General features: G+C 37.8%; 12 protein-coding genes. 1 reads left to right on the top strand and 11 read right to left on the bottom strand.

Annotation, left to right across the window (positions count from 1 at the left end; all coding sequences use genetic code 11):
• Nucleotides 1-31 precede the first annotated feature (31 nt).
• Nucleotides 32-1,108 carry a dTDP-glucose 4,6-dehydratase gene (gene rfbB / locus ACGHCT_RS07540; RefSeq protein ID WP_390439262.1) on the bottom strand — a complete coding sequence of 359 codons (1,077 nt, stop codon included), beginning with the start codon at nucleotides 1,106-1,108 and terminating at the stop codon, nucleotides 32-34.
• Nucleotides 1,109-1,284: 176 nt separating this feature from the next.
• Here rfbB and ACGHCT_RS07535 point away from each other — a divergent pair, with 176 nt between their 5' ends.
• On the top strand, nucleotides 1,285-2,175 hold the full coding sequence (locus tag ACGHCT_RS07535; RefSeq protein ID WP_390439260.1) for a ComEC/Rec2 family competence protein: 891 nt from the start codon (nucleotides 1,285-1,287) through the stop codon (nucleotides 2,173-2,175).
• Nucleotides 2,176-2,310: 135 nt separating this feature from the next.
• Here the strand turns inward: ACGHCT_RS07535 and ACGHCT_RS07530 are convergent, their stop codons facing one another.
• From ACGHCT_RS07530 to ACGHCT_RS07485, 10 genes are all read right to left on the bottom strand, one after another.
• The gene (locus ACGHCT_RS07530; RefSeq protein ID WP_390439258.1) at nucleotides 2,311-3,642 is read right to left on the bottom strand and encodes a M18 family aminopeptidase; all 1,332 of its coding nucleotides are present in this window, start codon (nucleotides 3,640-3,642) and stop codon (nucleotides 2,311-2,313) included.
• A 27-nt stretch (nucleotides 3,643-3,669) separates the two neighbouring features.
• Nucleotides 3,670-5,073 carry an APC family permease gene (locus tag ACGHCT_RS07525; protein WP_390439256.1) on the bottom strand — a complete coding sequence of 468 codons (1,404 nt, stop codon included), beginning with the start codon at nucleotides 5,071-5,073 and terminating at the stop codon, nucleotides 3,670-3,672.
• Nucleotides 5,074-5,343: 270 nt separating this feature from the next.
• Nucleotides 5,344-6,429, bottom strand: coding sequence for an NAD-dependent epimerase/dehydratase family protein (locus ACGHCT_RS07520; RefSeq protein WP_390439254.1), 1,086 nt, complete (start codon nucleotides 6,427-6,429; stop codon nucleotides 5,344-5,346).
• A gap of 15 nt (nucleotides 6,430-6,444) precedes the next feature.
• Entirely contained in the window at nucleotides 6,445-7,167 is a 723-nt protein-coding gene (locus tag ACGHCT_RS07515) for a 2-C-methyl-D-erythritol 4-phosphate cytidylyltransferase (protein WP_390439252.1), read from the bottom strand.
• An 18-nt stretch (nucleotides 7,168-7,185) separates the two neighbouring features.
• Complete coding sequence (locus ACGHCT_RS07510) at nucleotides 7,186-7,968, bottom strand: hypothetical protein (protein WP_390439250.1); 783 nt, start codon at nucleotides 7,966-7,968, stop codon at nucleotides 7,186-7,188.
• A 1-nt stretch (nucleotide 7,969) separates the two neighbouring features.
• Nucleotides 7,970-9,022 carry a DUF6077 domain-containing protein gene (locus ACGHCT_RS07505; protein ID WP_390439249.1) on the bottom strand — a complete coding sequence of 351 codons (1,053 nt, stop codon included), beginning with the start codon at nucleotides 9,020-9,022 and terminating at the stop codon, nucleotides 7,970-7,972.
• Nucleotides 9,023-9,040: 18 nt separating this feature from the next.
• Entirely contained in the window at nucleotides 9,041-10,015 is a 975-nt protein-coding gene (locus ACGHCT_RS07500; RefSeq protein WP_390439247.1) for a glycosyltransferase family 2 protein, read from the bottom strand.
• 2 nt (nucleotides 10,016-10,017) lie between these two features.
• Nucleotides 10,018-11,013 (bottom strand): glycosyltransferase family 2 protein, encoded by a 996-nt coding sequence (locus ACGHCT_RS07495; RefSeq protein WP_072853680.1) that lies wholly within the window; start codon nucleotides 11,011-11,013, stop codon nucleotides 10,018-10,020.
• Between the two features lie 18 nt (nucleotides 11,014-11,031).
• A complete protein-coding gene (glf, locus tag ACGHCT_RS07490) occupies nucleotides 11,032-12,138 on the bottom strand; it encodes a UDP-galactopyranose mutase (protein ID WP_072853682.1) in 1,107 nt (368 codons plus the stop codon).
• Entirely contained in the window at nucleotides 12,125-13,489 is a 1,365-nt protein-coding gene (locus tag ACGHCT_RS07485) for an O-antigen ligase family protein (protein ID WP_390439244.1), read from the bottom strand. Before ACGHCT_RS07485 ends, glf begins: the two co-directional genes overlap by 14 nt.
• Nucleotides 13,490-13,494: the final 5 nt, after the last annotated feature.

The raw sequence follows: 13,494 nt of genomic DNA, 5'->3' as shown, positions 1-13,494 counted from the left end.
AGATACCGTGACGAGCCAACTGCCCTGCTAGTTATTGATACATTTCCTCATAATACTTCTGATAATCCCCGCTGGTAACTCGTTTCATCCAGTCCTCATGTTCAAAGAACCACTGAATTGTCAGACGTATTCCGTCCTCAAACTTAGTTTCAGGGTACCAGCCAATCTCTTTCCTTATCTTATCCGGAGCGATGGCATACCTTCTGTCATGCCCCTTACGGTCTTCCACATAGGTTATCAGGTCTTTGCTCACCAGTTTCTTCCTGGGATCTCCCTCCGGCAGCATATCCTGGAGCGTATCCAGAATAATATGAATAATTTCAATGTTCTGCTTTTCGTTATGACCCCCGATATTATACGTCTCAAAAAGCCTTCCTTTTTCCTGCACCATGTCTATTCCTTTTGCGTGATCCTCTACGTACAGCCAATCCCTCACATTCTTTCCATCCCCGTAGACCGGCAGCTTTTTGCCGTGAAGAGCATTATTGATAATAAGAGGAATCAGCTTTTCCGGGAACTGGTAGGGTCCGTAATTATTGCTGCAGTTTGTGATATTCGCCGGAAACTTATAGGTGTCCATATAAGATTTCACCAGCATGTCTGAGGACGCCTTGCTGGCAGAGTATGGGCTGTGAGGATCATAGGGAGTCGTCTCATAGAAAAATTCATCCTCATTCTCAAGTGAACCGTAGACCTCGTCAGTGGACACATGCAGAAAACGCTTGTCCTCTTTAAAGGATCCATCGGGCAGTTCCCAGGCAGCCTTGGCGGCATTGAGCATTACCAGCGTTCCCAGCACATTTGTTTTAACAAAGACATCCGGATTTTTAATACTTCTGTCCACATGACTTTCCGCCGCGAAATGAACCACCCGGTCAACATCATTCTCCTCAAAAATTCTGTTGATTGCCTCACTGTCGCAGATATCTGCTTTTATAAATGTATAATTATCCCTGTCCTCAACATCCTTTAAGTTCTCCAGGTTGCCGGCATATGTCAGCTTGTCTACATTAATAATTCGGATCGCATCATCATATTTTTTGAACATATAATGGATATAGTTAGAACCGATAAAGCCTGCTCCCCCAGTAACTACATATGTTTTCATTGGTTTAATTTCCTCCGTAAATTGTCGTTTAAAATTGCACACTGCTTATTATTATAGCATTTACCGTGATATGTTTCAAGAATTTATATTTTATGCAGATAGTACCCTTTGATTATCTTTTTCTGGCCATTTTGCAAAACATGTATTAAAATGTTACTGAAAGGAAGGTATTACAAATGAAGAAAAAGTATATTGGATTCATAATCTGTCTTATACTTATATGTGCTGTTATATTCGCCAGTTACAGAAGATTTCAATCTTCTCACACAACTTGGTCCATCACACAATATGGAGACAACGACGGAAAAAACCAAATGTTTTATACCATCGAGTCTTCTGCAGGAGGACTTATAGTAGTTGACGGCGGATGGACTGATAATGAAGAAAATGTAAGAGAGGTTATTGCAGAAAAAGGAAATTCTGTTGATGCCTGGATTCTTACCCACCCTCATCCAGATCATATAGGCGCCTTTAACCAAGTCTATGCTAACCCACAGGGAATTACTGTTAAAGAAATCTATACGATTGCTCTGGATTACCAAGCGTATGAAAAAAAGGCCCAGGAATGGGATGATATTAACACCTATAAAACCTTCTTGGATTTGACGGAAGGAACTGACAGCCTGAAATATCTTCATACCGGTGACAATTTCTCTTTGCTCGGTCTTACTGTAAATGTATTCAGCGCATACGATGACCATGTAGATCAGGTAACCAATGATTTGTGCAACGATGGGTCACTCATGTTCAAGATCAATGGAAAAGAGGAAAGTATGCTTTTCTGTTCCGATGTTGGTGCTGTTATGAGTGATGAAATTATCGCAGCCTATGGTTCTCAGCTCAAAACAGATTATATACAGATGGGACACCATGGAAACGGAGGATTAAGCGAAGAGTTTTATAAGCTCACCCAGCCGAAAGCGGCTTTCTTTGATGCCCCAGACTGGCTTATGAACAATACCAATGGCGGTACATATAATACACCAGAAAAACGGGATCTTATGGCAAATATGTCAGCTGAAATTTATTATTATGCAACCGCACCCAATACGATATATCTAAAGTAAACAATAAAAACTGATGCAGCTCTTTAAAGCATATCGAGTATTTATAATTTTCTGATATCTGCATTCTCGATCGCTTTAACAGTCAGGTGGCAGGGATTACTCAACAGGCATCCCTGCCACCTTTTGTGTTATTCTCTACCTCTTAATGCAAAACCTCCCAGCCCCTTGCTGAACAATACTTAAGCCAAAAAACTCTCTGGCCACCTTAACCAAATAGAATACATCCTTCACTCCTCCAGTCTCATACGGAGAGTGCATTGCCAATTGAGCCAAACCAATATCTACAGTGTTCATAGCAGTTTGATTGTTTGCTATATTTCCAAGGGTTGAGCCTCCTGCGATATCGGAGCGGTTAGTAAATACCTGACAGGGGACATCTATCTCTCTGCAGAGCGTCTTGAATACAGCAGTTGCCACCCCATCTGTGGTATATTTTTGGTTTGCATTATACTTGAGTACAATTCCTCCGTTTAAATACGGCCGATTAACAGGATCCGCTTTATCCCCATGGTTTGGATGCACTCCGTGGGCATTGTCTGCAGAGAGCATAAAACTTGACGCCAGAGCCATATAGTATTGTTCTTCACTTCTGCCCAGGCTCCTATTAATTCGCATCAGTGTGTCCTTTAAAAAGGTAGACGCAGCCCCCTGCTTTGTCCCGCTTCCCACTTCCTCATTGTCCAGTACACAGTGTACCGGAACACTCTCCCCATCTTCCGCAGTCAGAAAACCCCGGAAGGACGAAAATGCACATTCCAGATCATCCAGCCTTCCGCTTGAGATATACTCCTCCCCCGCTCCCCAGAAAGTGCCCTTTACTCTGTTATACAAAAAGAGATCGTGCCCCAGTATATCCTCTTCGCTAACCGCTGCGGCATCTGCGATAATCGTCATGAGGCTCCCATTTGCAGTCTCATCCCCCAGCACAGGAAGCATATCTGTCTGTGGATTATACTTGTATCCATCGTTCACTTCCCTGTTCATATGAATTGCAAGATTGGGGATCATCACCAGATCCCTGTCCACATTTACCAATCTGGTTGCAATCTCTCCCCCTTCATTCACCAAAATCCGTCCCGCAATGGACAGAGGGCGGTCAAACCAGGGAGCACAAAGCATCCCGCCATATTTTTCAACATTCAACTTCGTATAGTGCTTTTCCGCCTCCATCTCCGGATTCTCTTTTATCTTAAAAGTGGGAGAATCGCTGTGGCTGGCCATAATCTGGTACCCCTTAAAGTTTCTGCCGGGAATTCTGAAGGCAATCAGGGAAGATTCATTTCGAGCCACATAATACTTCCCGCCCTCCTTCAATTCCCAGGACTCACTCTCCAGAAGTTCCTGATACCCTTCTGTATTCAGAACCTCTTTCATATTTCTTACTGCGTGAAAACATGTGGGACTCTTCCCTATAAACTCCAGGAGTTCCTCCGCGGTTCTGCGGTACTCACAATTTTTTTCTGTCATTTCTATCCTCTCCTTTTCCATCAAAAATTATAACCGCTCCCTTTTTGCCAGATACGGCATAACAAAGCCCAGGCCTACCAAAAGGAAGGGGGTAACAATATTTAATACCAGCTGAAAGGAATCCTCCGAATAGATTCCTCCCACACAGGCGGCGGCAGTAAACAAAAAGCACCATCCACCCAGCAGAATTCCCAGCGTCTTACTGTTTACAAAGCGGTACTCCGCAGGGAAATCCTCCTGCGACTTTTTAAGGGCAATATATGCCACAAATACCCAAAGGTATCTAAGGGGCATACAGACAGAGTTAACCTTTATTAACCAGCGGATCAGTACATCCACGCTGCCAATACCCAGAGCAGGCACAATAATTAAAACTGCCACAATTATCATAACTAATTTATGTCCGTTTGTATATGCCCCATTTGCATTTTGCACAAACATTTTTTTAGGTATAAACTCGTCGTCTGCGCTTCCCAAAAGCATTCTTAAGGGGGCATCAATGGATAATACCATAACCGAGAATTGACCGATTAAATTTGTAAGTGCATAAAAAATCACAAAAAAGTTTCCTGCATGGTAATAACCTCCAAGCTTCTGAAATGCGTAATACGCTCCGTTGGTCATCAGATCATCCGGGATATGGCGGGAATCAAACATCATTCCCATGGCAATAGTTCCAAGAATTGCACAGACTGCCACCATAACAGCCAAAGCAATCATACCTTTTGAAAAATCTCTGGAGGGATCCTTCATTTTATTTACATAAGGAGAAATTTTCTCGCATCCCCCAACTGCAAATACTAATATTGACAATCCCGTAAAAAATTTCATGTCAAATGCAGGAAGAAATGTGTCCCAATCCCAATGTATATTTACAAGCGGCGCATCTGTAATAAGCGGGGCTGCCATCATAAGCAGTATATACAGCAGGGACATTACAAACATCGCAGTTCCGGCAAGGGTTGCCAGTGTCTTCAATATCCGAATCCCTTTTGAGGCAATATACATGGCAAATAAAAAAATACCAAGGCATATGCCCTGGAGGACTAATGTATTCATCTGACTTGCCCGGTTGTCCTGAAACAGTGCCCAGCTTCCTGCAATCAGGGCGGCACTGGGTTTTTGAGAAATATAAGGCATATGGACAATCCAGTACGTCCATCCGGCATAATATGCCATTTTAGGACCAATAGTCTCCCATATCCAGGAGCTAACCCCTCCGCTGGAGAATTTAAAGGCAGAACCCAGCTCTCCTACCATCAGTGCATAGGGGATAAAGTAAATGATGAAGATCAGCAGCCATGAGACGATTGCCTTCAGGCCTCCGTATTCCGCGAAGCCGTTGATTACATTGCCGAAGCTCCAGACTGTAGAAAAAGCCATGAAGGCAAGGCTGTGCCACAGAATCTTTTTTGAAGTTTTCTGTTTCATAATGGGATATTCCTCCTGTAGATAGTCATTCGTTTTAGCTTTACGCATAATTACATTTTACTTAAGATATTTCCCTTTATAATAGGAAATTATCCACTAAATACCAAGTAACTTTATATATGCACTACTAAAGATACGAAAAACTGTCCCGAAACATACTAAAAAAAGATTCTATGTCTCCTTGTGGCAAAGCCCTCCGCTGCCTGACGGTATTCACAATTGTGAACTGACATCTTACCTAAAACTAGTATAAATGATGATGCTGAGATATTATATTTCTTTTTGCTTTTCTGCTATGATTAAACTGGAAATCATTCTCTGATATGCTTCCTCCAGGTCTATCTCTGCACACCATCCTAATTCATTCATCTTTTCAGCACTTAAATGTACATGTGTCTCAGGCGCATAACCATATGTCATAGAATCATTAGGTATATCAAAAATAACCTTTGATTTACCATTGCCAAACTTACCTGCAACTAACTCCGCCATGTTTTTAATGGAGATACAAGATTTTTCATTGGTCAAATTATATGACTGACCGCTCTTGCCCTTAAGCAGTAAAATAATAAGTCCATAAAGACAGTCCCTAGTATAGCAATAATTCCCCCATGATTCTCCTGAGGTATGCAATACTATATCTTTGCCACTAATTACACTTCTAGCAAACTGAGCAAATACTCGGTTTTCACTCTTCCCGATACCTGCACCAAAGGTTTGAGCCAAACGGGCAATTTTTATTGGAACATGATACTCTTTATGATAGCAGGCACACAGACACTCTGCTATCCTTTTTCCCTCTGAGTAACTGCTTCTAACACTCAAGATATCAATATATCCTAAATCTTCTTCTTCTACTTTTTCTTTTTCATTATCATTTCTGCCGTATACTTCCATTGACGATAAATAAACAGCAGAACGCACCTTCTTCTTTCTGGCCAGCTCCAAAACATTTCTTGTTCCTATATATGCCAAATCGAGAGTTTCTGCAGGATTACTAATAAAATACTTTGAGGATGTTATACTGGCTGTATGCAATACATAATCCAGATCCTCTTCTATAACTATTTCACTGCATAAATCGACTTCCTTTATAAGTAAATTATTATTTGGTAAAAAATCCTTAAAAACACTACATGCCTTTTCCTTGCTTCTAACCCCTGCTATCACCTGTATATTCGTGTTGTGCAGATTATTTGCCAACAAAAGTGTCTTTATAAACAGAGACCCAATCAAACCTGTTCCGCCGGTAACAAACACAGTAGTTCCATACAGTTCGGTCATTGGCAATATTTTTTCAACACACCAGCACAAATCTTCATATAATACTTTGTCCTCTAATTCCACATGCTTCATAAATTATAGCCCTCTTTATACACCAAATAACTGTGCACTTTCCTTCGCTTCTGATAACGCCCTAAACGTATAAAAATCCATAGGAGTTGTAATTTTAATATTTTCTACAGGTCCAACAATACTAGTAAGGCTATGACCATAATAGCGCATTAAAGATGCTGAATCTATAAATGCATCCTGCTTTTCACTGATTGCACGTTTATGGGCATTAAGCAGTTCTCCCAAAAAAAAGCTTTGTGGTGCCCTGGCAACAGCACAGCTATTACGATCAACAATATTAGTAATTTTTGAGTCCCTATCAACACTAACTATTGTCTCATTAGCAGGAGCGATAGTAATAGCTGAACCGTTTTCATGCACACACTTAATAGAATCTGTTATTGTTTTACTATCTATCAAGGGTCTTACCCCGTCATGCACCAGTACTACAGCATCTTCACCATAATTAATTTTTGCTGCACACAAAGCATTATATATTGATTCCTGACCTGTTTTACCCCCAGGAACAACGGCTGCAACTTTGTGAATATCATATCTCTTAATCAACCTTTCCAGAAAGGGTATCCATTCTTCAACGCAGGCAATCACAATGCCATCGATTTCTGCATGGTTTTCAAAATGCTCCAGCGTATAGATAATGATTTCCTTTTCATGAAGTTTCAAAAACTGTTTCGGCAGCGCTTTGCTGTTCATTCTCCTGCCTATACCCCCGGCAAATATAATGCCTACATTTTTCATTTGTCTTCACCTCACTGTTTATATTTCTGTTTCTCTGAATATAATATAGTTTTCAGTTTCATTTAGATATTCAAACGAATACTCCGAGATACTCTCTGAAATAGTGCTGGTTCTTCTCAATACAATATAGTTACACTTAACCATTTTACTGCTTTCTGCCAACGCAGCTGGATCCTCAAAACTATTATTCATTACGTCATACAGTATACCGGCTTCCGGTGTATCAACTTGACCATCTTTTTCTGTTTCCCTTCCATATGCCAATTTGATGCTGCCATTATATTGTCTAATATAACTGGTCAATGAGTTAGGTACTACCATTTTTATATAGCCGCCCTCTGCGTCATCCAAAACAATATCACAAATCTCGATCACTTCTTGTGGGAGTTTATAATAATTTGTGGTATTTTTAAAAAGCTCATTATGATACATTGAGTTTCCACATATACCAATTAAAGCAACAGCCACTACTATCCAAATCCCTTTCAGAAAACTTTGTTTGATTTGGGAGAAAATAAGGGTAAATACATACGCAATCACCAAAACTATAGGTAAGAGCCAAAACATACGCCAATATACATCTCTGCCAATGCAATAATCCATTATGATTTTTGCGGTCAACGGACACGCATATATTATAAGTATTCCAATAGAATAGAGTAGAAAAAAATCTTTCTCCCTTCGCCTGCCCTTTCTCATAATTAAAAGCAAAAGCAAAGAGATAAGAAAAAGGTAAAAAATGCAACCCTCTCCTTTATACATTAAAAATGAACTTTTTATATGTTGAATGATATCATGCATATTAAATTCCTTTCAATTTAATGAACAAATAAATAGTACTCAACACAAAACCTGGAATACAGCAAAGACCGCATCGAATTAAGATTCCGATGTTTCTATAATATATTGCCCCTGCAATTCCTACACATCCTATCATTATAACTGATAATATAATTCCCATAGAGGAACATAGACTTGCAGCCAGACACCCGATTATCAAAAGTCTCCAAGTAAACTTGAATTCTGCCTCCCACGACTCCATACAAAACAGAAAAATAGCAGGCAAAATACACGCCGCAAGTACAGCCTTTCCCTGCCAGATCCTTATCAATAAAAATGTGGAGGATGTGTATACAGAATAGTAGCCATACATATTGAGCATTGTGAGCAAAAATAAACATATACCTTGCTCAAGTTTTTTGTTTTTAAACAGCATCTTAGAAAACAAATAATATACGATGTAACTAAGGGAAATAAATACAACAGGGAAAACTGTATGTGCTACTATCGTTGGATGAATATGGGAAAACTTGCTAACAGCGGCAAGCAGTACAGGAAAAGGCGACAATACATAACGATAAGGAAATGCATCCAGGAGTTCTCCTGTATAGGAGTTATATTGATACATTGTATTTGTTTCCAGCGTTGTAGTAGCTGTAGCAACATAAAAGGCATCATCATCGTCTATGTGCATGTAGGCCGTGAGTACAAATATTTGAAGCAGGATAACAATTACCGCTGGGATATAGTACCAATTACTGGCTTTAAGATTTGCTCCTAAATATTTAATATCAGATAATATAGCCTCTTTATTTCTAAAAACGGAATACACCACAATAAGCAGTAAACATCCTGCAAATAAATAATATAGAAAACGAAAATCCATCTGTAAAAAAATCAAAGGTATGGATATAATTTGAAATGCTGCCATGCATCCAATAAATCCTAACATCACCTTATATAAAAGATTTTTTTTGCTATTGTATGCAGGTGCCACAGAAACCAAAAACACCCCCGTTATATAAGAAACAAAAAATATGCAAACCACCAAAAACACACTTTTTAACACAATCATTCTCTATAGTCTCCTGCACTAATTAACCCACTGACTTTTTTCCCACTGTCTTAAAGACAATTTTTTGTATAATGGAATACATACTTGGAATATGGCCATAGCTATTTTTCTCTTTGAAGAAATATAAGGGTTCCTTATTATTTTTAATATATTTCTTCTAAAAAATCGGACTAACACCTGATACTCCGGCCCTCCCTCGAAATTCCCATCCAAAAAAAGCAGATCTAACAGCTGCGCATGGGTCCATGCTAACCTAAAAAACATTTCTTTGTCTAATCTGGGAAAATATGTATCCACAATATGTTTAAATACATAGTTAGCCTCTATCAGATACATATTTTCTTTCTTAAATTTAGTAGTAATACTTCCTGCCCTATGAATATAGTGGTATTTATCGACTGTACTAATAACCACTTTATTAACTCTTTCTATCCACAAAGCGATAAAAAAGCAATCCTCATGTATCTTTCCTTCTTCATAGCGTAATCCTTCTATCAAATCACGCTTTACCATTTTATCACTCATAGAAAAACCAACACCATCATTCAAAAGCATACGCCTAAAAGTTTCTTCAGCATCACATACGTATACTTCCCCTTTTTTGTCATTTTCCTCTGAGCGGTTGGCAAATATCTGATATTTACTGCAAGTAGCTACGTCCGCATCATACTTTTGAATATTTGTATATAAATACTCTATCATGTCCAAATCAACGTAGTCGTCGCTGTCCACGGAAGCAATATATTTGCCTCTCGCTTCATCCATACCTTTGTTGCGTGCGGCACTGACACCTTTGTTAGGCTGATGGAATACCCTTATTCTGTTATCCTTATCAGCATATGCATCACATATTTTTCCGCTATTATCACTTGATCCATCATCGACTAATATAATATCCAGCTCCTGATAGGTTTGATTAATAATTGAGTCCAGACATTTTTCAAGGTATTTTTCTGTATTATAAACCGGTACAATTACTGTAATTAAATCCATCCTTATCTCCTCAGTATATGGATTAACCATATTTTAAATTTTATAAGTGTATAGCACCCAAAAGCACTTTTCAGTCTAAGTGTTAACCGCAATAACCAGAAGTATATCCCAAAACTTTTTTTATTTTTTGCAATCTCATAGTAACCGCCTTCATTTTCCATTGTTCTAAAAATACCGCGGAACATTTTGTAGTCTTTAACAAGATCGCTTTCTATAAATTTCGAAACTTGATGGGATAAATTTTTATAGTAGTAATTAGTGACATTTGGAAAATCCACTTTTTTATCTATCATAAACTTTTCGATGCTTTTCATATCGTTGCCTAAGGCCATTTCTAACATATAGGTACTCTTACTTAATGATACTGAAGATTCTATTTTATATATATAAAGGCATTCATTTACACATTCAACACTTTTTGTTGACATCATATATCTAATATTGAATTCCAGGTCCTCCCCTTGGGCCTTCTCTTCATTAAAAAAATACGCAATCTTAGATCTCCTATATAACTTATTCCACGGGGATGCAAAACAGCCATTTACAAATATAGATTTTAGCTTTTCTTCATATGTGCTGATCTTTTGTTCCTCAGTCCCCAAGGGGAACTGATAACTAGTCTCTCCATTGCCCTTGCTCTCATACCCACATACTACCAGCTCACTTTCCGTAGCCTCCATTTTCTCAACCATTCTCTCACAGAAAGTCTCTTTCACCACGTCATCAGAATCGACGAACATAATATATTTTCCTTTAGCCATACGCAGGCCATAATTACGAGCTGACGACACACCGCCATTTGGCTTAGTAATTACCTTGATCCTTTTGTCTTCTTCAGCCATTTTTTTACACTGTTGTGCAGTATGATCCTTAGAGCCATCATCAACAATTATAATATCCAAATCTTTGTATGTCTGTGCTTGTACACTTTTTATGCACGCAGTGATTACGGCTTCGGCATTGTATGCAGGTATTATTATACTTACACACTCTTTCATTCATCTTTCTCCTTATAATTATAATATATTCTCTGCTAATTCCATTGCCGTTTCTATCGTTTTATCCATATCAAAATACTTGTACTCTCCCAATCTGCCGCCAAAATAAAGCCTACTTTCCCCTTTCGCCAGCTCTTGATACCGTTCATACAAAATACTATTTTTCTCATCATTCACCGGATAGTAGGGTTCCATTCCTGATTTCCACTTTGTAGGATATTCTCTCGTAATGATTGTCTTCGGAATGTCTAAAAGTCTGGTGCCCTCAAAATGCTTGTGCTCAATCACACGTGTAAAAGGAGTGTCCTTATCAGTAAAATTCATAACCGCCACCCCTTGGTAATTATTAACAGATTCCTCGCTGCTCTCGAATCTCAAACTTCTGTATTCCAATTCTCCATAGCAGAAATCAAAATAAGCATCAATCATTCCTGTATAAATAATATTTTCAGCTTTGCCCTTCCATCTCTTCCTGTCCTTATTAAAATCTATATTACATAACACATCGGCTTTTTCAAAAAGCCGAGTCATTAATTGGTTATATCCGCCATAAGGAATTCCCTGATAAATGTCATTAAAATAATTATTATTATAAGTATAACGCACTGGTATTCTTTTAATAATAAATGAAGGAAGTTCTTTGCAGTCTCTTCCCCATTGTTTTTCTGTGTATCCTTTGATTAATTTTTCGTAAATATCCTCTCCCACCAGTTGTAATGCCTGTTGTTCCAGATTTTCAGGTATTCCCTGAAATTTGGAACACTGTTTGCTTATAATTTCTTTTGCTTCCTCTGGTTTGGTTATTCCCCACATTTTGCTGAATGTATTCATATTAAAAGGCAGATTATAAATTTCTCCTTTATAATTTGCAACTGGAGAATTAATAAACGGCCGTATCTCAACTAAATCACAAATAAAATCCCACACTTTTTTATTATTCGTATGAAATATATGAGCCCCATATTCATGTATAGGAATTTGTTCCAAAGTTCTACAACGTAAGTTGCCGCCTATTTCAGTTCTTTTCTCTAACACAAGACATCTTTTCCCTTTTTGTGCAGCCAGATAGGCAAAAACGCCGGAATATAAACCACTCCCTACTAATAAATAATCATACTGATACATGTTCTTCACCTTCATAAAAAATCAAGTAGCCACAAATAGTCCAAAAAATAAAGCATATATTAGAGGTTGAAAAAATAATTCTGGATTCCAAACAATCTCCCAGCATAAGTGCAAATATCAACCCCATAAGAATTTTCTTTTCAGTATTCTGTCCAGTAAAAAGGTATTTTATAAAACTCCAGACTACTATAACCAGGAATATCAAAAACACTGCTGCACCCATAACCCCCGATGAAACCAGAGTCGTAATGTACACATTATGCATACTCCCATTTCTCACTGCCTGGGCTGTGCCTTTATCGAGATATCCCTTTACATCTTCATACACGTTATGTAATCCAACTCCAAATATCGGAGATGTCTTCCATACTTTAACACCGGCCTTCCAAATACCAATTCTCCCGTTACTTAAATTATCTGCATTATCTTCTTCAAAATTTTCAATTCTTGCAAGTTTGACTCTTACATCTTCCTCTTTTTGCTTTTGGCTGTCAGAATTATTTAATGCAATATAAGTGTTAGGGATAATTACTACAACGTTTTTAACTATAGGAACACTCACCAGCAATATAGCAACGATACAAACCAGCTTACCGATATTAAATAAAAACGGCTTTTTACCCTTCACAAAAAATTTTTCTTTACCTATAAGTACAAAAACTATAAATATAATTATAAATGCAAAAAAAGATAATAACGCACTTCTGGACTGTGTTAATATAAGATAAATATATTCTATTACTATACTTACCACATAAAATTTCTTTTTATTCTGCTTATATAAAAATAAGGAAAACGCTATAGCAATTAAGGCATTCATGCCCCCAATATTGGGATTAAATAACCCCCACAACCTATTCTCATACAGTCCATAATGTTGAATCCCTGTGTCGGTCTCATAAAATCCTACAATATTAAAGCAAAACATTACTAATGCTATTACTGCAAAGACAAATGTAGCGAAGACATTTAACTTCATAAAAATGCTAATATACTTTTGGGAAGTTATTTTATCTCTGTGCTGAAAAACGTTAAAAAACAGCAGCAAAGTCACTAGGAAATACGCATAACTAAAAATATTACTGGATAACTTATTATGATAATTAACTAAAATCGTTATTCCATATGACACACAAAGTAAAAATAGAAGTCCTGAATATTTGTTTAAATAATTCCTATAGTTTTTACAAAAATATACTGCTAACAAAATACAGGCCCATACAAGAGCCAGCTTTCTAAACACTCCGGTGTACTCTCTCAAAAATGGAGGGGCACCGACATAAACAACTAGCAACATAAATAGTAATGCATAAAATGGTTCTTTTACATACCCCTTTAATTTATTAATCATTATTT

The organism is Lactonifactor longoviformis (assembly GCF_042848515.1).
GTDB classification, from domain to species: Bacteria; Bacillota; Clostridia; order Lachnospirales; family Lachnospiraceae; genus Lactonifactor; species Lactonifactor longoviformis.
This window is presented reverse-complemented; position numbering and strand designations above follow the sequence as displayed.